The 22,102-nt window shown below is 66.0% G+C and carries 18 protein-coding genes; 13 read left to right on the top strand and 5 right to left on the bottom strand.

Going from position 1 to position 22,102, the window contains the following annotated elements; all coding sequences use genetic code 11:
• Window positions 1-46: 46 nt before the first annotated feature.
• The 3 genes from HMUK_RS02535 to HMUK_RS02525 all read right to left on the bottom strand — a co-directional run bounded on the left by HMUK_RS02535 (window position 47) and on the right by HMUK_RS02525 (window position 3,368).
• A complete protein-coding gene (locus HMUK_RS02535) occupies window positions 47-898 on the bottom strand; it encodes a hypothetical protein (protein WP_012808071.1) in 852 nt (283 codons plus the stop codon).
• 100 nt (window positions 899-998) lie between these two features.
• A complete protein-coding gene (locus HMUK_RS02530) occupies window positions 999-2,051 on the bottom strand; it encodes an iron transporter (protein ID WP_012808070.1) in 1,053 nt (350 codons plus the stop codon).
• A gap of 54 nt (window positions 2,052-2,105) precedes the next feature.
• The gene (locus HMUK_RS02525) at window positions 2,106-3,368 is read right to left on the bottom strand and encodes a DUF7405 family protein (RefSeq protein WP_012808069.1); all 1,263 of its coding nucleotides are present in this window, start codon (window positions 3,366-3,368) and stop codon (window positions 2,106-2,108) included.
• A 495-nt stretch (window positions 3,369-3,863) separates the two neighbouring features.
• On the opposite strand from HMUK_RS02525, the gene HMUK_RS02520 reads away from it, so the two are divergent.
• The 12 genes from HMUK_RS02520 to HMUK_RS02465 all read left to right on the top strand — a co-directional run bounded on the left by HMUK_RS02520 (window position 3,864) and on the right by HMUK_RS02465 (window position 18,611).
• On the top strand, window positions 3,864-5,762 hold the full coding sequence (locus HMUK_RS02520) for an ABC transporter substrate-binding protein (protein WP_012808068.1): 1,899 nt from the start codon (window positions 3,864-3,866) through the stop codon (window positions 5,760-5,762).
• A gap of 12 nt (window positions 5,763-5,774) precedes the next feature.
• On the top strand, window positions 5,775-6,731 hold the full coding sequence (locus HMUK_RS02515; protein ID WP_012808067.1) for an ABC transporter permease: 957 nt from the start codon (window positions 5,775-5,777) through the stop codon (window positions 6,729-6,731).
• Between the two features lie 2 nt (window positions 6,732-6,733).
• Window positions 6,734-7,777 carry an ABC transporter permease gene (locus tag HMUK_RS02510; RefSeq protein ID WP_012808066.1) on the top strand — a complete coding sequence of 348 codons (1,044 nt, stop codon included), beginning with the start codon at window positions 6,734-6,736 and terminating at the stop codon, window positions 7,775-7,777.
• A complete protein-coding gene (locus HMUK_RS02505; protein ID WP_012808065.1) occupies window positions 7,777-8,844 on the top strand; it encodes an ABC transporter ATP-binding protein in 1,068 nt (355 codons plus the stop codon). Before HMUK_RS02510 ends, HMUK_RS02505 begins: the two co-directional genes overlap by 1 nt.
• Window positions 8,837-10,171: an ABC transporter ATP-binding protein gene (locus HMUK_RS02500; protein WP_012808064.1), complete on the top strand. Its 1,335-nt coding sequence runs from the start codon at window positions 8,837-8,839 to the stop codon at window positions 10,169-10,171. Before HMUK_RS02505 ends, HMUK_RS02500 begins: the two co-directional genes overlap by 8 nt.
• A 99-nt stretch (window positions 10,172-10,270) precedes the next feature.
• Window positions 10,271-10,801 (top strand): hypothetical protein, encoded by a 531-nt coding sequence (locus HMUK_RS02495; protein ID WP_012808063.1) that lies wholly within the window; start codon window positions 10,271-10,273, stop codon window positions 10,799-10,801.
• Window positions 10,802-10,841: 40 nt separating this feature from the next.
• The gene (locus tag HMUK_RS02490) at window positions 10,842-11,675 is read left to right on the top strand and encodes a hypothetical protein (protein WP_012808062.1); all 834 of its coding nucleotides are present in this window, start codon (window positions 10,842-10,844) and stop codon (window positions 11,673-11,675) included.
• A gap of 125 nt (window positions 11,676-11,800) precedes the next feature.
• Window positions 11,801-13,018, top strand: a complete 1,218-nt coding sequence (locus HMUK_RS02485; protein WP_012808061.1) for a phosphoglycerate kinase — start codon at window positions 11,801-11,803, stop codon at window positions 13,016-13,018.
• A gap of 165 nt (window positions 13,019-13,183) precedes the next feature.
• Entirely contained in the window at window positions 13,184-14,224 is a 1,041-nt protein-coding gene (locus HMUK_RS02480; RefSeq protein ID WP_012808060.1) for a phosphotransferase family protein, read from the top strand.
• A 128-nt stretch (window positions 14,225-14,352) separates the two neighbouring features.
• Entirely contained in the window at window positions 14,353-16,362 is a 2,010-nt protein-coding gene (locus tag HMUK_RS02475; protein WP_012808059.1) for a hypothetical protein, read from the top strand.
• 171 nt (window positions 16,363-16,533) lie between these two features.
• Window positions 16,534-17,709 carry a DUF6498-containing protein gene (locus HMUK_RS02470; protein ID WP_012808058.1) on the top strand — a complete coding sequence of 392 codons (1,176 nt, stop codon included), beginning with the start codon at window positions 16,534-16,536 and terminating at the stop codon, window positions 17,707-17,709.
• 413 nt (window positions 17,710-18,122) lie between these two features.
• Window positions 18,123-18,611: a metallophosphoesterase gene (locus HMUK_RS02465; RefSeq protein WP_012808057.1), complete on the top strand. Its 489-nt coding sequence runs from the start codon at window positions 18,123-18,125 to the stop codon at window positions 18,609-18,611.
• Window positions 18,612-18,681: 70 nt separating this feature from the next.
• On the opposite strand, the gene HMUK_RS02460 is transcribed toward HMUK_RS02465, so the two are convergent.
• The gene (locus HMUK_RS02460; protein WP_012808056.1) at window positions 18,682-19,764 is read right to left on the bottom strand and encodes a type II glyceraldehyde-3-phosphate dehydrogenase; all 1,083 of its coding nucleotides are present in this window, start codon (window positions 19,762-19,764) and stop codon (window positions 18,682-18,684) included.
• Window positions 19,765-19,887: 123 nt separating this feature from the next.
• Here HMUK_RS02460 and HMUK_RS02455 point away from each other — a divergent pair, with 123 nt between their 5' ends.
• Window positions 19,888-20,838, top strand: a complete 951-nt coding sequence (locus HMUK_RS02455; RefSeq protein ID WP_012808055.1) for an aminopeptidase — start codon at window positions 19,888-19,890, stop codon at window positions 20,836-20,838.
• A 68-nt stretch (window positions 20,839-20,906) separates the two neighbouring features.
• On the opposite strand, the gene HMUK_RS02450 is transcribed toward HMUK_RS02455, so the two are convergent.
• The gene (locus tag HMUK_RS02450; protein WP_012808054.1) at window positions 20,907-22,082 is read right to left on the bottom strand and encodes a hypothetical protein; all 1,176 of its coding nucleotides are present in this window, start codon (window positions 22,080-22,082) and stop codon (window positions 20,907-20,909) included.
• Window positions 22,083-22,102 lie beyond the last annotated feature (20 nt).

The raw sequence follows: 22,102 nt of genomic DNA, 5'->3' as shown, positions 1-22,102 counted from the left end.
CGAGACACGGAGAGTGGCACTCACGAAAGAGTGACGGCCGGACGTGTTAGCCCCGGACGGGCAGGTACGCGGTCGAGAGGGCGGTCAGTGCGGCGAGTCCGCTGATGATCGCGATTCCCCACAGACCGTTGAGCCGCGTCTGGAAGCTATCGCGTTCGTTGTTCGTCTGGACGTACTCGCTGTACTGGCTGGCCGGGACCAGCGAGACCGACTCTTCGCCGTGGTAGTTGGCGAAGTACTGCTGGCCGTCGGCGAGCGTGACGTTCCCGCCCTCGATGAGCTCGACGGTGTTCTCCTCGGAGCTGTCCCATTCGAGGCGGACCTCGCTGGTGGTGACGTTGACGACGGTCGCGTCGTTGCCCTCGTAGGGGAAGGTCTCGCCCTCGGAGACGGTCCGGCGCTCGGGTTCGGGCAGGTACTCCGCGAGTGGCTGGATGGTGTCGTTGTTCCGGTAGACGACGTACTCGGTCCCGTCACGCGTCGCGGTGGTGTTCTCGACCGCGGGGTCGGCCTGCAAGATCGCGCTGACGTTCTGCTGGGCCTCCAGCGTGAACTCGGAGACGCCGGTCTCGTTGGCGACGAGGACCCGGTAGCTCTCGTTTTGATACTCCGTCGTCGAGTTGTGCGAGATCGATCCCGTGCCGACGTAGGAGTCGTTGGTCCAGGTCAGCTCGGAGACGAGCTCGCCCCCGCTCCCGTGCTCACCTTCCGTCCGGTGGATCCCGTTGAGCGTGTACTCGGTCTCGCCGATCGCGACCGTCTCGTTGCTCTCGACCATCGTTCCGTCGAGGTCGTACTGTGGCTGGCTTGTCTGCTCGGCGACGCCGATGTAGGCATACGCCCCCGCACCGACGACGAGGAAGAACACGAAGTAAATCGCCGCGGCTCGTCGTTGCATACTTCGACGGTCGGAAGCCGCGACCTATAACGATTTCTTTTCCACGCGCACCACAGCGGTCGTGAACGGCAGGTGGACCGCGCTCCGCGGTCGTTGGCCGTCACTCGACGGTCAGCTCCACGTCGGGCATCGAGAGGAAGGCGGTCTCGTAGCCCTCGTGGCGAGCGATCTGCGGGACCGAATCGACGGCGATCGTCAGCTCGTCGCCGGAGTCGACGCCGTCGACTGCGGTTCCGTAGTGATATCCCAGGTCTGGGTCGATCGCGGCTGACAGCGAGTCGTCCAGGACCGCCTCGCCCTCGCGGGTGAGCGTCGCGGACAGCGACATGGCCGGCAGGACGTAGCGGTTGTACGGCGTCCGGGGGGCGACGGCGAGGTACGGCTCTCCGCCGCGGTCGGTCACTGCCACGACGAGGGTCGCGTCGCCGGTCTCGCCGGTTCCGACGATCCGTCCCGGAAGGTCCTCGCGAGCGGGCGCGACCGAGAGGGGCATCTTCATCTCCATCGGGTCGAGTGCGCCGGGGTCGCCGGCACCGTCCAGTTGCCGGAAGCTGATCTCGTTTCTCCGACTCCGGCTGAACTCCCACTCGAACTCGGCGGTGACCGGCTCTGCGAAGCGATCTGCGAACGCGCCGAGCCGGTCGATCCCGAGTCCGCCGGCCTCGACCGTGACGGTGTAGGTGCCGTCCCCGTCGAGCGAGACGTTGTCGCCGTAGTGAAAGCCCATGTTCTGTGAGAGCATGGTCCAGGGCGTGCGCTCGTCGATCGTCTGGCCGTCTCGTTCGATCGCGACCGAGAGCCCGCTCCGGACGGGCAACACCTGTCCGGTGTCGGGATCCCAGACGCTCGCCATCAGGTGGGCGTCGGCGTCACCGGCGGAGACGCGTGCGGTGTCGCCCACGTCCATCGTCCAGAACCGGTGGGCGTAGGAGTACATCAGTCCGATCTGACGGTCGCCCGCGTCGGTCATACCGATCATCTCCATCCCCTCGACGTGTGTGGGGTAGTAGACCGCGTTGGGCCGTTCCTCGACGACCGGCGGCTCGCCGACGGCCTGACTTTCGAGGAGCCCCGAACAGCCGGCCGTCGCGGTCGCACCGAGCCCGGCGACGCCACCGAGGAGCGCTCGACGCGTGTACTGCGATCTGTCCATACCGGCGCTTGGCACTGGTCCCTCTATAGCGATGTGGTCTGACCGTCGAAGACGCTACGGGCTGGGCCGTGGCAGCGCACGCGACGAGCGCGGCGGGACGAGGTAGTTGCCCCGCCGCTGGACGGTCATGTACTGGAGGATCCCGTTGTTGAGTCGCGTTCCGACGCTCGACTCCTCGCTCACGTCGCTGCCGTTCATCGCCGCTCGCGTCGCGACGAAGTCTGCGACCGACGACTGCAGCGAGAGGAAGTGGACGCCGGCCGCGCCGTCGTCGGTCGAGTCGAAGTCCCGGCGCAACAGGACCGGCGTATCGTCCTCGTCGCGTGCGCGGGCGTTCTTCTGGGCGTGACCGACGATCCCGTGGCTGCCGGCGTCGGCCTCGATGTCGTCGACGCAGTCGCCGACCTGATTGTCGTCGCCGAGGTTCTCGCCGACGCCCTCGACGCGATCGTCCTCCGCGTGGGCCGGGCAGAACATCTTCGCGACGCGCTGGGAGCGACTGTCCTGATTGTACCACTGGTCGAGGTGGAGCCGAATCTTCGAGAGGTGCTGGGTCGTCCCACCGGCGAAGGGGCCGCTCTCGATCGTGACGCCGTCCTCGCTGGCCTGGTTCTTCTCGAAGCCGGACTCGAAGCCCATGAACAGCGGTGCGTCCTCGTCGACGGGCTCGTCGTCCGGAATCCCGTCCACGTCCTGGTTCTCCGCGGGGAGGCCGTCGCCGACGAACCCGGTTCGCTTGTCCACGCGGTCGAAGACCTCTCCGAAGCCGGACACGTCGACGCCGTTGAGCGTCGACCGTTCGCCCACCAGGGCCTGTTCGGCCCCCAGGACGACGCTCCCGTAGTCGCTGGTGAGGTGTATCACCGCGTCTGGTTCGTCGAGTTCCGGGTCTTCGAACGGGGCCAGTGCCGTGGGCGCTGGCAGCGCGACGCCGTCGGGGCCGGCGTCGTATCGGTCGAAGTACGCGGGGGCATAGCCCGCGGTAAAGAGTAGCCCCTCGTTGCTCCACGGGTAGGCCCGTTCGAGCGAGCGGAACGCCGCTTCGACGGTCTCGCGCGCGTCGTCGTCGGGGACGCCGGTCTCACTGTACTCGACGAGCAGGAGGACGTGGTGACGAGGGATTCGGACGTTTCCGTGGTCGTCTCGTGGCAACGCCTCGTCCCAGGCGTGCTGGCGGTCGGGGACGGACGACGGGTCTCCGGTCGCCAGGTCCGGTGACTCTCGCTCGAGACAGGCCGACAGCGCGGCCGACCCGCCGATGGCCACGGCCGCCTTGACGAACTCGCGCCGTGAGACACCGCGCTGGGTGGGTTGCATCGGCGGTCCTAGGGATGCCGTTGCAAATATCCTTCTGGTCTCTCGTCGCCCGTCGGATGCCGTCCCGACGTGTTAACTGCAACTCGCCATTTCATAACAGACGCTAATTCTCGGCGGCCGGGATATGCGGCTATCGGCCGACGACTGCGATGGGTTCACTCGACGCGACCGACTGACAGCTCGCGCCTCTCTCGATATACTTGAGTTTCCGACAAACCACGATATTGTTGTTTACGAACTGGGGTGTTGAGCAGCGTTAACTACCGCCGACGCAAGTATACTTGCCCCACATACAATTATTACGCAACTAAATAAGATTATTTATGGTTTATGTCTCTGATGCGTGGGACAACGCCACAACCCTTTTTGATGACCACTGTGATGGTGGGGTAGGCTTTCACTGGTGATTCAGACATGTCGAAATTAAATTTGGACGATAATTTGCCCGGTATTTCGCGTCGTAAGGTCCTCCAAAGCGCAGCTGCCCTCAGCGCAATGTCACTTGCGGGCTGTTCGGATCAGCTCGGCGGTGGTGGTGACGGTGGCGACGGCGGCGACGGTGGTGTCGACCCCGTTCAGGATCGTGTCACGGTCGATCCCGCCGACATCGAAGAGGGCGGGACGTTCAGAGCCGCGATCGGTGAGGGACCGGACTCGTTCGACTTCGCGTACAGTAGCTCCGCTTCGGCTTCGATCCTCCACAACCTCATCTTCGAGGGGATGGTGACGACCGACGCGAGCGGCGAGATCTATCCGTGGCTCGCCGAGTCGTACGAACAGGTCGACGTACAGGACGTATCGCCGGCCGACTACGCGGACTACATGACCTCCGTCCCCTACACCGAGACCGAAGACGGCGCGATGGTCATCGACACGGACGCACAGATCGTCCTGGAACACCCGGACAACGATCCCGCGTCCGGCGACGACGCCCGCGTTCTGACCGTCGAAGAGGCCGGCGACGCCGTCGCGGATGGCACCTACGGGATGCACTTCCGGTTCGACCTCCACGAGGGTGTCACGTTCCACAACGGCAACGAGATGACCGCCGACAACGTCGTCGAGTCCTACGAGCGCATCCGGAACTCGACGCTGTCGGGCCAGTACTACGACTCGATGCTGGACATCCAGGCCGACGGCGACTACACCGTCCACCTCTACATTCAGGAACCCGACGCGGCCGCGGTGCTGGAACTCGGCGACGCGCCGATCTACCCCTCCGAGTCGGCGACGCTCCCGCCCGAGGCGATGGACCCCCGACAGGGGAACACGCCGATGGGGACCGGAATGTTCGAACTGGACGAGTTCCAGGAAGGCGAGTACGTCGTGTTCACCGCCTTCGACGACTACTGGTTCGACACCGAGATGAAAGACTGGTTCGAGGGCTCCTCGGAGTTCCCGAACGGCCCGGTCGTCGACGAGGTCGACGTATCGTTCGTCTCGGAGGACGCTTCACGGTCCGCGGCCCTCCAGGAAGGCGAGATCGACATGAGCTACGGGCTGACTGCGAGCACGCTCAACGACTACCAGAACTCCGAAGACTTCCGGACGGCCCCGACCGACGGTGCCGGCTACACGTTCCTCCAGCACCCCGTCACGGTCGAACCCTTCACCGACAAGCGGGTTCGACAGGCGATCAACCACCTCATCCCGCGTGAGAATATCGCCCAGAACATCTTCTCCGGGTGGGAAAATCCGGCTTGGACGCCGCTGCCGCCGGTCGCCGCCGGGGCCGGGACCGACGACTACGAGCAGCTCGTCGAGGACGGCCGCGAGTACAACGAATACGACCAAGAGCGAGCGGCGGAGCTCGTCGAAGAGGCAATCGAGGACAATGGCTGGGAGACCCCGATCGAGGTCCAGCTGGAGACGAACTCCGACAACGACGACCGCGTCCGTACCGTCGAGCTGATCCAGGAAGCGCTCAATCGGTCGGAGTACTTCGAGGCCTCTCTGGAGACCTACGAGTTCCTCGACTTCATCGGCCAGCTCCTCAGCGAGGAGTACTACGACGACGGCAAGTTCGCTTTCATCGGGCTCTCGGGCGGCTTCAACCCACACGGCTACGCGAAGTCCGTCCACTCACAGGACAACTTCGCTCAGTGTTGTAACTTCCAGAACATCAACGACGACGAACTGAGCCAGCTGTTGCGCGACGCACGATACGGCGTCGACGTGGCCCAGGATCCCGAACTCAGACAGGAGCGGTACAACGCGGTCTGGGAACGCGTCCTCGAACTCAGCGCCAACTCCTACGGTACGCACAGCACGCTCGTCGGTGTCGTCGACGACACCGTCGTCAACGGGTTCAACACGTATCCGAGCACGCAGGACATCATCGGATACGGCCTGTTCGCTCCACAGGACGAACAGATTACGTACCTCAGCAGATAACGAGGACAACGTATGGGCCTTCGACGTTTCATCGTCAAACGAGTACTGCTGACGATCCCGATACTGTTCGGTGTCTCGATCGTCACGTTCGGCATGGTACATCTCACGCCGGGCGACCCGATCGACGTGCTGGTGTCGTTCAACCCGGATGTCGGTCCGGCCGAAGAGGCGGCGTTGCGCGAACGATACGGATACGACCTCCCGGTCTGGGAGCAGTATCTCCGCTGGATCGGGAACGTGTTACAGGGAGATCTCGGTCCGGTCATCACCCGCTCGGGTGTCAGCGTCAACGACGTCATCATGAACCGACTGCCCGAAACGATCGTGCTCGGGCTGTTCGGATGGGTGTTCGCACTGGTCATCGCCATCCCGACGGGGATCTACGCGGCCGTCAACAAGGACGACCTGGGCGACCACGTGAGTCGCTTCATCGCCCTCTCGGGCATCTCGGTTCCGAACTTCTGGCTCGGCCTGATGCTGATCCTGTTCGGTGCGCTGGTGTTCAACATCTGGCCGGTCTTGCCCCCGCGGAACGGACTGTTGAGTCTGGATACGCTGTGGTTCCTCGTGATGCCCGGCATCACGATCGGGACCGCCTCTGCCTCGACGCTGATGCGGATCATGCGCTCGTCGATGGCCGAGGAGCTCAACAAAGAGTACGTCACTGCCGCGCGCGCGAAGGGGCTCCCCGAGCAGACGGTGATCCTCAAGCACGTTCTGCGCAACTCCCTGATCTCGGTGACGACGGTCGCGGCGTTCCTGACCGCCAACATCGTCGCTGGCTCGGTCGTCGTCGAGGTCGTCTTCAGCTGGCCCGGACTGGGCCGAGAGTTCGTCCAGGCGATCACCTCCCGTGAGGTCAATCTCATCCTGGCGATCACGCTGTTTACCGGCGTCGCACTCGTGCTCGCGAACCTACTCGCAGACATCGTCTACGCGATGCTGGACCCACGGATCAGATACGACTAACTATGTCTACGCAACGAGGACGGATACAGATCAGCGGTTTCGACACGGAACAGGTGACCGAACGGGAGCCACTGTCCGACTGGACAGCGGGTGGCACCGACAGAGGCACAGAAGGTCGCTGGCAACGCGCCTGGCGGCAGTTCAAGAGCAACCGGACGGCGATGATCGGGCTCTCGGTCGTCGCGATCATGGTGGTGTTGACGACGTTCGCTCGGCCGGTCGAGATCGCCGGCATCACCGTCCAGCCGATCTCGCTCGCACCCTTCGAGCCCCAGAAGAGTCTCTTTCTCGAACCCGGTTCGAACGTCGGGGCGTACGACCCGCCGTCGCTGGCCCATCCGATGGGGACCGACGCCTCGGGGCGAGACATGTTCTCTCGTGTGATGGTCGGCGGCCGCGCGAGCATCTCGATCGGCTTCGTCGTCGTGTTCATCACTGCCGGCTTCGGGCTCGTCTACGGTGCCGTCGCGGGCTACTACGGCGGCTGGGTCGACGAGGTCATGATGCGGATCGTCGACACGGTCTTTGCCTTCCCGGCGCTCGTGTTGGCGCTGGTGATTATCGCCATTCTGGGCGGTGGCTACTGGCAACTGGTCGCGGCCTTCGCCTTCCCCGGCTGGGCCGGCTACGCACGGCTGATACGCGGTGAGATACTCTCGGTCAAGCAAAACCAGTACGTCACGGCCGCCCAGGCGCTCGGTGCTCGTGACCGGTCGGTGATCTTCAGACACATCGTTCCCAACGCCATCGCGCCCCTGATCGTCCAGGCGTCGCTGTCGATCGGGACCGTCGTCATCGGCGTGGCGGCGCTTGGCTTCCTCGGTCTGGGCTTCCCGCCGGGTACCCCCGAGTGGGGGACGATGCTGGACGCGACCCGCGAGACGCTCATCCAGGGGCCGGGCGGTTCGATCCCGTGGTGGGCGACCGTCTTCCCCGGTGGAGCCATCTTCATCTTCGTGATGGCGATGAACATGATCGGTGACGGCGTCAACGACGCGCTGGACGCCCAGAGCAACGTCGACGTCGAACAGGGAGGCGGTAACTGATGGCCCTCGTCGAGATCAACGACCTCACCGTGAACTTCTACACGGAAGAGGGGGTCGTCAGGGCCGTCGACGACCTCTCGTACACGATCGAACGCGGCGAGAAGTTCGGCGTCGTCGGCGAGAGCGGTGCCGGCAAGAGCGTCACCGCGATGTCGCTGATGCGCCTGATCGAGGACCCCGGCCAGATCGAGAGCGGCGAGATCCTGTTCAAGGGCGAGGACCTCCTGGAGATGAGCGAAGAGCGGGTCCGATCGATCCGCGGCAACGAGATCGCCATGATCTTCCAGGACGCCCAGACCGCGCTCAACCCCGTCTACACCGTCGGGGAACAGATCTCCGAGGTGATCCGACACCACCTCGACTACGGCGAACAGGAGGCCAAAGAGCGGACGATCCGTCTCCTCGACGAGGTCGGGATCCCCGAGGCGGAAGCGCGCTACTCGGACTATCCCCACGAGTTCTCCGGCGGGATGCAACAGCGAGCGGTGATCGCGATGGCGCTGTCCTGTGATCCCGACCTGTTGATCGCCGACGAGCCCACGACCGCCCTGGACGTGACCATCGAGGCGAAGATCCTCGACCAGCTCGAGGACCTCGCCGACGAGTTCGACACGTCGATCCAGCTGATCACCCACGACCTCGGCGTGATCGCACAGGTGTGCGATCGCGTGATGGTGATGTACGGCGGTCGCCCGGTCGAGAAGGCACCGGTCGAGGAGCTGTACTACGACCCGAAACACCCATACTCGGTCGGGCTGATGAGCTCGATTCCCCGGATCGGGGACACCCGAGAGCGCCTCCAGACGATCCCCGGCACGATGCCGGACCTCGTCGACGTTCCCACGGGCTGTAGCTTCCACCCCCGCTGTCCGTACGCGGAGGAGGCCTGCACCCGCAAGGACCCGGTGCTCGTCGATCCCGAGACCGGCCACGAGGCCAGCGGCGATCCGGGCGAACACGCCGCCGCCTGCCTGGAGTACACGGACGATCTGACCGGCGGGCTGGACTACACCGTCGAAGTCGACGGCGAGGAACCACAGATCACACCGGGTGATCAGCGTGAGTAGAACGATCCTCCGAACCGAGGGGCTCACGAAGTACTACGAGAGCGACGAGGGCTTCGTCGACCGGCTGCTCGGCGAGCCACAGCTGGTCAGAGCCGTCGACGGAGTCGATATCGAACTCGAAGCCGGCGAGACGCTGGGTGTCGTCGGTGAGAGTGGCTGCGGGAAGACGACGCTGGGCCGCTCGATACTCCAGCTCGTCGAGCCCACCGAGGGGTCGGTGTACTACCACGACGGCCAACAGGAGATCGACCTCACCGAGGTCTCGAACTCGAAGCTGCGATCGCTGCGTACCGACCTCCAGTACATCTTTCAGGACCCGTTTTCGAGCCTGAACCCGCGCCTGACCGTCGGAGACATCATCGGCGAGCCCCTGGACATCCACGACATCGCCAGCGGCGACGCTCGCATGGAGCGGATCTACGAACTCCTCGAGACGGTCGGGCTCAACCCCAGTCACGCCAACCGGTACCCCCACGAGTTCTCGGGGGGTCAGCGCCAGCGGATCGGCATCGCGCGCGCGCTGGCGGTCGATCCGGAGGTCATCATCTGCGACGAGCCCGTCTCGGCGCTGGACGTGTCCGTCCAGGCCCAGATTCTGAACCTGCTCGAAGACCTCCAGGAGGAGTTCGGGCTCTCCTACGTCTTCATCGCCCACGACCTCAGCGTCGTCGAACACATCTCGGATCGGATCGCGGTGATGTACCTCGGCCAGGTCGCCGAGGTCGGGCCGACCGAGTCGGTGTTCAACCCCCCACACCACCCCTACACGGAAGCGCTGCTGTCGGCGATTCCCGAACCGGACCCGCTGTGGGAGGCAGACCAGACGCTGCTGTCTGGCAGCGTCCCGTCGCCGATCGACCCGCCGAGCGGCTGTCGGTTCCACACGCGGTGTCCGCGGGTGATCCAGCCCGACGAGTACGATCTCGACCAGTCCGTGTGGCGTGCCGTCATGGACCTGAAGATCAGGCTCTCCGGGACCGACTCTCTGAAGTCTCTGACGGCGATCCCGGCCGACGAGGACACCGATCCTCACGACGCTGGCCGGGACGAACTGGACCGCCTCGTCCGCGAGGAGTTCGGGCTCCCCGAGCAGGTCGGGGACCCCCAGGTCGAGTCGGTGCTGTCCGATCTGGTCGACGACCTGGCCCAGGCGGATCTGGACGGCGCACGCAGCCGTGCTGCGGAGGCCTTCGAGTCGCCCTGTGAACGACGGGACCCGCCGTTGACTCACACCCGCGGTGGCCAGCAGATCGCCTGTCTGCTGTACGAGGACGACTATCCGGATCCACCGGCCGTCCTCCGTGACGGCGAGCTCGCTGGCGACTGACCTCGCTGGCCGCCCGCGCGGTGACCGTCGAGGTCGGACACGACTGGACGGCGGCCGAGACGCCAAGGTTTTTGCTCGTTCCGACCCGCCGTACAGTCGATGCGCGGACTGCTCGGTGGGGGACCGCCAGACGACGTGGACCCCTTTACTCCGGACGACGATGACGACGAGTACCGACCACAGTCGGCTCGCTCGGTCAACAGCGGCCTGTTGAGCCGGTGGCTCGTCCCCAGGGCGATCCGCCGCTGGGCGATCTCACTGTCGATCGAGACGCCCCAGGCCGAGTACGAACTCGGGAGTGCCATCCCCTTTCGCGTGACGATGAAAAACGCGCTGCCGATCCCGATCACGCTGACGACGCGGTCCCCGGTGCTGTGGGCCTGGACGGTCGAGGGCCTCACTGAAGCGTCCCACGTCGACCAGTACGACCCGCCCGACGAGGAGGGCAAACTCCACTTCGAGCGGGGCGAACGCAAGCAGTTTGCCGGCGAGTGGAGCGGACGATTCCGGGTGACAGAGCGCGAGTGGGAGCCGGCCGATCCCGGCGAGTACGCCCTCGGCGCACACGTCAACGTCGACGGTCACGAGGATTCTCTCGCCGACGAGTGTGTCGTCCGACTCGTGCGGTGAGAGCCCGACCAGTTTTGACGGCTGACCACCAATCCCCTCTATGACAGAGTTCTCCGTGGTCGAGCGCGTCCGCCGGCCGGAGTACACCGGTCCGAACCGCTGTGTCCCCTGTACCGCCGTCAACGTCGTCATCGCCGCCGTGGCGAGCACACTCGTCGGCGTCGTCGTCCCGCTGGCCGGCGTCGCGGTCTTGGCCCTCTCGCTGGTGTCGATCTACCTGCGTGGCTATCTCGTCCCCGGGACCCCGACGCTGACCAAGCGGTACCTCCCCGAGTCGATCCGCGCGCGCTTCGACGACCACGAGGCGGACGACGAGGAGTGGGAGACGATCCAGAAGATCGAGCAGCACCGCGAGAACGCCGTCGACCCCGAACGGTTCCTCGCCGACGAGGGCGTCGTCGCTCGTGACGGCGGGACCGACCGCTTCACCGAGGACTTTGCGGCGCTGCGAGACGAGCACGTCGAGGCCAACCGCGACTCGCTGCGGGAACCGGCGACGCTGGCGACCCTGTTCGACGCCGCTCCCGATTCGGTCGCGACGACGGACCGCGACTACCCGGCCATCGAGATCGACAACCGGATTCGCAAGTGGCCAAGCGAGGCCGCGCTGCTCGCGGACGTGGCGACCGACGCGGCGATGGCAGCGTGGACCGACCGCTGGACCGACGTGCCGGTCGAACAGCGCGCGACCATCCGCGAGGAACTACGGACGCTGGGGGACGACTGTCCCGCGTGTGGCGGCCAGATCACGACGACGGCAGACACCGTCGAGTCCTGCTGTGGGCTCCACGAGGTGATCGCCGCGGAGTGTGGCTCGTGTGGCGACCGACTGCGCGAACTCGACGAGAACCACGAGGCGAAGCTCACACGCTGATACTGCCGGCTGTCACTGTTTCGAGAGGTTCGCGATACGGGGTCGCGAAATTCGTCACAGACTGACAGCCGACAGTGTGTGACGGATCGGGCGGTTTTTTCTCCCGGACGCCTCTCTCCTCGCGTATGGCAGCGTTCCAGACGCTCGACGACCTCGCAGACGGACAGCGCGTCCTCGTCCGCCTCGACCTGAACTCGCCGGTCGAGGACGGCGCGGTGCAGGACAACCGCCGGTTCGAACGCCACGCGAAGACGGTTCGGGAACTCGCCGACCGTGGCTTCGAGACCGTGCTGATGGCCCACCAGGGCCGCCCCGGTCGAGACACGTTCGTCTCGCTCGAACAGCACGCCGACATCCTGAGCGGACACATCGGCACTGACGTGGACTTCGTCGCCGACACCTTCGGCGAGGACGCGCTGGCCGCTATCGACGACCTCGGCGGCGGCGACGTGCTCCTGCTGGAGAACACCCGGATGTGTGACGAGGAACTGCCCGAGGAAGACCCCGAAGTCAAGGCCGAGACGGAGTTCGTCCGGACGCTCGCCCCGGAGTTCGACGCATACGTCAACGACGCCTACTCGGCGGCCCACCGCTCGCACGCCTCGCTGGTGGGCTTCCCGCTCGTGCTCCCGGCGTACGCCGGCCGCGTCATGGAGACCGAGTACGAGGCAAACACCGCCATCGCACAGAAGGAGTTCGACGGACAGGTGACGATGGCCGTCGGCGGGACGAAGGCGACCGACGTGATCGACGTGATGGACCACCTCGGCGACACGGTCGACGACTTCCTGCTGGGCGGGATCGCGGGCGAACTGTTCTTGCGGGCCGACGGCGCGCCCGTGGGCTTCGACCTCGATCCCGACCTCGATCTCTACGACTCCCAGTGGGCGGACAACCACGAGCTGATCGAGCGGATCCTCGAAGAGAACCGCGAGAAGATCACGCTGGCGACGGACATGGCCTACGCCGACGAGGACGGCGACCGCGCCGAGACGAACGTGGCCGACATCGACGAGAAGACGGTCTCGTTCATGGACGTGGGTAGCGACACCGCCGAGGGCTACGCCGACGTGATCCGGGACTCGGAGGCCGTCTTCGTGAAGGGTGCGCTGGGTGTCTTCGAGGAAGAGCGCTTCTCCGTCGGGACCGTGTCGGTGCTGGAAGCGATCGCCGAGACCGACTGCTTCTCGGTGGTCGGTGGCGGCGACACCTCTCGGGCGATCGAGATGTACGGCATGAGCGAGGACGACTTCGGCCACGTCTCGATCGCGGGCGGGGCGTACATCCGCGCGCTCACCGGGGCATCGCTGATCGGCGTCGAGGTCCTCCAGCGCGAGGACTGAGGCGCTCGGTCTGGGGATCGCGTCGCTTTCGATCATCGCTGTTCTCGATAACGCGCGCGACTATCGGTGTCGCGTCACGTGGCAGCGATGATGTCAGACCAGAGCCCAGCGTCGCCAGGAGATCTATCCGACATCTTTTTGACTGTAGTTTTACACTATTTGCCCATGAGAGAACCGTCGTCGCTCCAGGAACGGGACCCGGACCCGTTCTCCGAACAGATGATTGCGCTGATGGTCGCCGCCGCCGGCATCGAGTGTGAGGTGCTGGACGCGGAGCCGTTGCGCACCGGGTCGGCGACGACGTATCGTGTGGACGTCCGAGACCAGGAGGGTGACCGGCGGACCGTCGTGTTCAAGGCCGCTGTGGAGGGCGACGCGACGGGACTCCGTCGGGAGCCCGCACTGCTCCGGTACGTCGCCGACCACACCTCGATCCCGGTCCCCGACGTGTATGGCAGTCACCTGCAACCCGACGACCTGCCGGCTCCGTCGTTCGTGATGGAGCACGTCGAGGGTGGATCCCCGACGCAGGCGAGCGCTCGGGAGAACGGGGATACCGGGTGGCCCGATGGGATACTCGACGACATCGTCCGGCAGGCCGGGCGCCACCTGGCGGCACTGCACGACTGCGGACCGGTGTCCGGGTTCGGTCCGATCACCGTCGACGACGGGACGCTCACCGTGACTGACCCGGCTAGCTCGTGGCAGTCGTGGCTCTGGGAACTCGCCGCGGAAATCGAGGGGGACACGCGACTGGACGGGCTGGCGTCGACGGTCCAGTCAGTCCTCGACAGTGAGATCCCGGAGCTTCCGGACGTTGATCCGGTCCTCGCTCATTACGACTACCAGCCGCGGAACGTCGTGGTCGACGAGGGCGCGGGTCGGGTCCGCGCGGTACTTGACTGGGGCGGTGCACGGAGCGTCCACGACGAGTTCGAACTCGCCGTGACCGAACAGTACTGCTCGGGATGGGCACCGCTGGGGAGTGACAAACGACAGCGTGTGAGAGCGTCGCTCTACGAAGGGTATCGCGATCGACGCTCGCTGGCCACCGACGAGGCCTTCCGGCGGCGACGCCGTCTGTACCTCCTGCTGTCGACCGTCGCGTCGCTCTCGTGGGCGCCGTACTGGTCGGGACCGCGAGCCGAGCGCTTCGTCGCGAGTCAGCGCTCCCTCGTCGAGTCACTCCTCGACCAGGGCCCGTAGCCGTTCGGAGGCGGTGCTGACAACCGGTCCTCGGAGGGGCGTCACCCGCTGGCGTCCTGCCCGATTAATTATTCTTATTGGAATATTAATACCAAATTATATTATCCAGTGGAAAAAGTTGGTATTGTATGTCGTCAGACGACAACAATCAGAACAAGTCTCGACGCGAAGTCCTCCGAGGGATTGCTGTCGCCGGTGCGACCGCAATCGGTGCTTCCACGGCTGGTGCCGCGTCCGACGCGAGTCTCAACGACATCACCGAACGCGGCACACCCTCGCTCGCTGCCAGTGAGGTCACGCGAAGCGTCTCCATCCGTGCGAGCGGTGAGGCCAGTTACACGTTCTCCGTCACCGGACTCGTCTCCGCGACCGACGCTCCGAGCGAATCCCTCGACGCTGGCGCGGCCACCGCCACGATCGAGGGGGAGACACACTCATACGATTTCTCCGGTGAGTTCACCGAACTCGACGTCTCCGGCGGGGCGGAGGTCGTCGTCGACGGCGACTCCGTCGACCCCGACGCGTTCCCCCAGCAGACACTCACCGTCATCGCGCCGGGCCACGTCGACGTCGACATCTCCGCCAGCGGGCGTGTCGAAGCCGACGACGACGAACTCGAGAAGCCGAACGCTCGCACCGTCCGCGGGACCATCAATGGACGAACCGACATCTCGTACGCGGGGGAACTCACGTACTTCGACGCCTCCGACCAGGTCTGGGTCCGCAGGGACGACCAGAAACTCGAACCCGACGACGCACTGCCGGCCTCGCTCCCCGGCGAGATGGAGATCTCCGGAGATGGACGGGGCGTCACCGTCGAGGTGTCGGGCGACGCGGACAGCGACCACGCCCACGCGAGCGTCGAAGACGGCAGCGTCAGTGCCTACTCGACCCAGCGCGGGACGACCGCGCGCTACGACGGGCGCGTCGAGCGTATCGAACACGAGAGCGGCGCGACCGTCGAAATCGTCCCCGAGTCCAAGCGCGTGGTCTGTACGGCCCCCGAGAACCGCTCGGTCGAGTTCAGCACCGAGTCGACGGAGGCGTTCATCTACGAGGAAGAAGTCCACAAGAACCCGACGGTCACCGTCGCTGCCGGCGAGACCGAACGGATTCAGTACTTCGGCGACGTCACGTCGGTCGGCATCGCGCGGATGACCGTGTCGTTCGACTACATGGCCTACGAGAGCGCGCAGTCCTCGGCGAGACTCCAGATGGCCGCCAAATTCGAGCGTCTCGATGCCTACGACCAGCTCGCGTCGGCGGTGGAGGGACGAATCCGACACGACGCCGACGGCCTCTACACGATCACCTCCGACACGGCGACCGACCCGGTCGATTCGGTGACGTTCAAACTCACCGACCTCGAAACGGGTGACGAGGGCACGGTCAGCGTCACGAAGCGCCACGACACCGACGACGTCGTCGCCGGCAAGAACACCTACCAGTGGCGCAACGACGCCGGCAACATCGAACAGTTCCGTCACGACACGCTTGAGGTCGGCTCTCTCTCGACGGCTGCCGCCGGCCTCTCGACGGAGACGTACGAGTTCGACGCGCCCGAGACGACCCAACCCGAGACGCAAGGCGACTGGATCCCCACCATCCCCTGGGGCGACTGGATCGGTGATATCTACGACGGTCTGAAGGACGTCTCTGACGGCATCCAGGACGTTAGTGCCGACTATCTGGCGGAAGCCATCGAGTACGCCGACGTGTCCTCGTCCGAGATCGCGGTGACGGGTGGCAAGATCGTCGCGAACACGATCAACTCCTTCCAGTCGCTCGCGACCAAGTTCATCGACGACTTCAAAATCAAGGCCCTGTGGAAGCTCAGGATCACCGGGTACTCGTCGATGATCTCTCTCGTCGGGAGCGGCGTGTTCGAGGCTATCGGCGACGAGAACTACGACTGTGGCGCCTGTGTCGCGTTCATCCGACTATCGCTGGACGTCGGGCTCTGCGGGTACGGCGTCGCCGCGTTCTGTGGCGCGTTCTCGCTGACGACGCTCGGCCTCGGGACGGTGCCGTGTGCGGTCCTGGGTGGCGCGATCTGTTCGCTCACCATCTCCGCGCTACCGGACGCAAAGGACATCTGTAGCTCGGACACCTACCCGACACAGGCAGGATTCTGCTGACACCTCCGACGCTGTGGGCGAGTAGCCGCCACCGTGGCGACTCCCGCTTCGCTGTCCCGCCGGTTCGTCAGGGCCAGCACCGGATTCGCCGTCCGGCAAGCCGTCACGTCCGGCGCCCGATGCAGTCTTGTCTCGGTAAGTTTATTATATTGAATAAACGAATATTATCGCATGGTGGCGGATAATCCGGCGCACAGGCGTTCGACCGTCGCACTGGCTCTCTTGGTGAACGCCGTGCCGCTCGTCGGCGTCTTCGCGTTCGACTGGGAACTGCTCCCGGTGCTCGTGCTCTACTGGATAGAGGCCGTCGCGTACGTCACCCGTTCGTCAGTCGAGGCACTGTTCGCGACGCGGCCCGTCGACGACGACTTCTACGGCATCCAGGTGCCACTGGAGCGCCTCCGTGAGAAACGCGGCAGCGTGACCCTCGTGGACTGGTTGCCGCCGATCTATCCCCGGAACCTCCCGTTCGCCTTGAACGCCGGCTGGGTCCTGTTCGGACTCGGGGTCGTCGCGATACTGGTGTGGGGGTACGCGAGATCGTCTGGCTCGCTCGCAGGACTCGTGCTCCCCGGCGTCGTTGTCGGCGCGGTGATCGTCGTCGTCCGACACGCGGGGACGCTGTCCGAATTCGTCCGTGCGAAGCGGTACGAGCACCACTCCGCGCTGTCGACGTTCTCGAGGCGCCGGTGGATGGCCGTCGTCATCGCGGGGTTCCTGCTCCCGATCGCCGGTGCCGGCGCCGACTCGGCGGGCGTCGGACTCACGGCGACGCTCGCGGTCGTGGTCGCGGCGAAGCTCGTCGCAGACGTCCTCGACGTGACGTCCACGACCGACGACGGTGCGCAGCCGGAGGTCGAGGCGGACGACCCAATCACGGTCCCCGACGGTGAGCCGATCACGGTGGTGGGGACCGACGATCGCGGCGTCGTCCTGCACGCGCTCGGACTCGGGGTGCTCCTAGCGCTGCTCCCGCCGTACGGGTTCCTCGTCGCGCTCGTCTCTGTCGGCGTCGGCCTCTGGTTCGGTCTCGTCGCCGCCGTCTCGACCGTCGTCGCGCTCGTCGCGGGCCGCGCGGTCCTGGAGATTCCCGTCGCGCGTCTCGCGTACGGGGCGGTCGAGTATCGCGTCTACGGCGACGTGGTTGTCGCGTACGACCGCAGACTGGACGCGCCGCAATGGAGCGTCGCCCGTCACGAAATCGCAGACGTCCGGGTCGGGTCCGGAATCGCGAGTACGTTCTTCTCGAACGACTTTGGGACGGTGCGTCTCGTCCGGGACGACGATACGAAGGTGCTGTCGGTCGTCGACGATCCCGAGGCGCTCGCTCGGGTCGTCACGCGGTGATCCTTCTCGTGAACGGTCGTCTGCGGCGCGTCTTTGGGGACATTCTCACTGTCCGATCGCTCGCGAACTGAAAGAGAGAATGGTGGGGGGTGAGTGGTGGGTGGACTGGTTCGTGCCAACAGCGCTGGACCGCTCAGGTGCGACGCGTGCGGCCGTGACGGGCGGCCCAGTCGCCGTCCTCTCTCTGCGGCACGTCGCCGGCGGTAGTGTCTGACGCTGCGTCGAGACCGTCGGTCCTGTCACGGCCGGTCGAAGGGCGTCTCATACCCGGAAATACGTCGCCGACTATTAAATTTCTTGTACAAAAGAAAGTAAACAATGAGCTCGGAATAGAGTTAGCTGTTCGATCGGTCGGTTCTATGGCCCGGTTCTGTAGCCGGTACGAATATGGGGGTCCGGCGTCGCCTGTCTGTATGCACGTTGGGATCGTCTCGGACACGCACGACGACACGGATCTCGTCGCGGCAGCGATCGAGCAGTTCGACGCCGTCGGCGTCGACGCCGTCGTCCACTGCGGTGACTTCGTCGCCCCGTTCTCGGCTGCCCCCTTCGAGCGAGCGTTCGACTTCTACGCGGTCCGGGGGAACAACGACGGCGAGTGGGCACTCGCCGCCCAGATCGACGAGTTCGGCACCTACCTCGGTGAGATGGGTGAGCTGACTCTGGACGGGGTCGAGGTGGCCGTCTACCACGGCACCAGCCCCGCGATCGTCGACGCGCTGGTGGGGTGTGGCAACTACGACTACGTCCTCCACGGGCACACCCACGAGCGCGTGCTCGAAGAACACGGTGGCACCGTCCGGATCAACCCCGGTGGCATCCCGATCGAGGCCGCACCAGAACCGCTTCACGTCGCCGTCCTCGACACCGAGTCGGGCGAGATCGAGTTCCACCGGCTCTGAGCGTACTGTCGGCTGTTTGCGAACGATCTCGCAACCCCAGTGGCGAGTCTCGAAGTGACTGCCGGCAGTATCAGTCGTCGCTCGCAGCGTCGCGGGCCGGCGCGGTCGTGTCGGGCTCTATCCCCGCGAGCCCGCAGCCGATCCCCAGGGCCTCGTTGGTGCGCTCGACGCTCTCGGGACCGTCGGCGAGGCCGGCGATCGCCCGGATGGCGTCGACGTTTTCGGGGACCACGTCGGCCTCCTGGTGGATTGCCTGGAACAGGTAACAGTCCGCGCGGCCGTCCGACAGGGGTTCGACGGTCAGGGACTCGGCCCAGATGCAGTTCTCCCACACGTCGCCGCGGGGTCGGCCCGCGTCACGGGTGTACTCTTTGAGCTTGCCCGCGCCGTCGATGCCCAGCCGCTCCGGGATCACCAGCAGTCGCCCCTCGGCGGTCAGCAGATCGCGGACGTCCTCGGCGGTGGGCGTCGCCCGGAGCGTGAGGTTGATCGCGTGGGTGTGCATCAGCGTCGCGGGCACCTTCATGCCCATGGTGTCGATCGACAGCTCCGGGAAGACCGTCTTGACGTCCGGCGCGTGGTGGGACGGGATCGAGACGGGGTCCGGCAGCGTGTCGTTGATCGGTCCGCGTCCGGTCTGTGAGGGGTCTCCGCCGCGTCGGACCAGCGTCGCGCGGACTTTCTCGATCCCGTAGCGTTCCTCCAGCGGTGCCAGGACACGTGACAGCCCGGTCGTGTTACACGAGACGACGCGGACGGCGTCGGCACCGACCGCCTCGTCGTAGTTTGCCCTGGCGTTGAAGCTGACCGGCGCGACGCTCGCGTCTTCGCCGCCCTGGTAGATCGCTGGCGTCTCTAACTCCTCGTACAGCGCGCGGTTTCGCTCGCCGACGCCGGCCGGCGTCGCGTCGACGACGACGTCGCTCGCAGCCACGAGCTGGCGGACCTGGCCTGCAACGTCGATTCCGGCCGCAGTAAACGGCGTCGTCTCTGCGGCGGCAAAAAGCGAGTAGCCCCGATCACGAGCGATCTCGGCCTCGTAGTCGGGCGTTCGTTTGGCGACTCCGGCGACCGTCATATCTGGTTGTGCACGAACGGCGTCGGCGACCCGTTTCCCGATGGTGCCAAAGCCGTTGATGCCCACGCGGAGCATACACGGAGGTTCGCCGGTGGCGACTATATTCTTTATGATTGTTAGTGATAGAAATGTACTCGCTTCGGAGTACCCTGTTCGCGGCCGGGTACCTTTAGGTGGGTCGGGCGGCCACTACCGTGCATGAACTCGTCGCTCCGAAAGCCGGCCCGAACCGCGGTCGAGCAGTGTCTGAACCTCCAGTCGACGGAGTCCTGTGCCGTCGTCACCGACGAGAAGCGCACGGCCATCGGCGAGGCGCTGTACCGCGTCGCCAGCGAGATCAGCGACGACACCGTCTTCCTCCGGTACCCGCCGGGCGAGCAACACGGCGAGGAGCCACCCGAACCGGTCGCCGCCGCGATGGCCGGCGCGGATGTCGTACTCGCGCCGACGACCAAGAGCCTGAGCCACACGCAGGCCCGCAGCGAGGCCAACGAGGCCGGTGCCCGGGTCGCGACGCTCCCCGGAATCACCGAAGGCGTGTTCCTGATGGGGCTGGACGCCGACTACGAGGCGATCGCGGGCCACTGTCGAGACGTCCTCGCACAGGTCGAGGATGCCGACGAGATCCGAGTCACTTCTCCCCAGGGGACCGATATCACCTTCGGGCTGGGCGACCGCGAGTGGCAACTCGACACCGGCATCGTCCACGAGCCCGGCGAGATGTCGAACCTCCCGGCCGGCGAGGTGTTCTGTAGCCCGACGACCGCCGACGGAACCTTCGTCGTCGACGGGACCATGATGCCCCACGGCCAACTGGAGGGGGAACTGCTGGAGTTCACCGTCGAGGACGGGCTCGTCACCGAGATCGGCGACGACGCCGTCCGCCAGCAGATCGAGGCGGCCGCCGAAACCGTCGGTGACGCCGCCTACAACCTCGCCGAACTCGGGATCGGGACCAACGTCGCCGTCCGGGATCTCGTCGGCTCGGTGCTGCTGGACGAGAAGGCCGGTGGCACCGTCCACATCGCGATCGGCGACGACCACGCGATCGGCGGGGACACGACCGCGCCGATCCACCTCGACGGCATCTTGCGAGAGCCGACCGTGTTCGCGGACGGTGTGGCAGTGGAACTGCCACAGGCAGAGTGAGCGGGAGCGAAGCGACACGCGAGGACGGCGTGGCAGTGGAACTGCCACAGGCAGAGTGATCGCCCCGGCTACTCCACGAGGTCGAACGCCACGGCCACGGCGGGCTCCCAGAAGACGAAGCGGTAGCGACCGGGTTCGAGGTCGGGACAGACGACCAGCCGGTCGGCGTGGACGTGGTCCGCGACGAGACCCTCCTCGGTGAGTTCCAGCGTCCACTCGAAGCCGTCGCCGGGGGCGTGGCCGATCGCCTCGTCGGTGTAGGACAAGGGGTCGCCGTCGGTCGCGCCGCGAACGTCTTCCCACCCCGATTCTGTCTGGGTCTGGAGGCCGTACTTGTGGCGGTTGCCGGTGCTCAGGACGCCGTCGCCGACGTTGGTCATCGTGACCGTGACCGTCTCACCGACGCCGGCTTCGAGTCGGTCGACCCGGAGCGCGAACGTCGGCGCTCCGTCGTCGTCGGTGGCCAGCCCCCACGGTGGATCGTCGACCCAGCTGCCGTGGCGCTGGAACCCCTCGCGGTCACAGGACAGCGGCTCTCGGACGACGGGGTCGTCGTCCGGGCGGACGTGACCGGCCAGATCGTCGGGGTCCGGGCCGATTCGATCCTCGACTGTCCCCGTCACGTCGGCACTCTCGCCCCAGCCGTCCGTGATCGTGAACGTCGCCCGTTCCGGCGGTCTGCCGTCGAAGGTGACCCGCACGAGCGTCGCGGGGTAAGTCAGCGCCTCGGTGCAGGCCGTTTCGCCGTCGCTCTCGTCTACCGCGCTCGCGTCGCCGACGAGTCGGTCGCCGCTCAGCGCGAGGTTCGAGACCTCGACGGTCCGGTAGCAGCCGTTCGGGCCGACGGTCTCGACCAGCGCCAGCAGCGATCGCTCGAAGTCGGTCTCCCGGAGCAACTCGACCACCGGCTCGCGTCGTGCTTCGGGGAGCTCGAACGGCGCGAGCAGCGCCCGCGCCCGCTCTCGGGAGGCCGCCAGCGCGACGTGCCCGACGGCGTCCGCTCCCGCCCAGTCGGGCTCTGACGGGCCCGACGGATACCGGACCTGCTCGCTCCCGGTCACTTCGGTCGCGGACGTGGGCGTCTCCGTTCGTCCGTCGGTCGTCGTCTCCGTCGGTTCGTCGGTCGGTGTGTCGGTCTGCTCGTCCGTACCGGCGGACGGTGATCCGCCGACGCATCCGGCGACGAGCGCGCTGAGGCTTCCGCCCGCCAGCTGGAGGGCTCGGCGGCGGCGTATCGGTGCCATACGTCCGTCGTCGGTCGCCG

Source organism: Halomicrobium mukohataei DSM 12286, from assembly GCF_000023965.1.
Classification (GTDB): Archaea; Halobacteriota; Halobacteria; order Halobacteriales; family Haloarculaceae; genus Halomicrobium; species Halomicrobium mukohataei.
The sequence above is the reverse complement of the archived record's forward strand: the minus strand, read 5'-3'. Positions and strand labels throughout refer to the sequence as shown.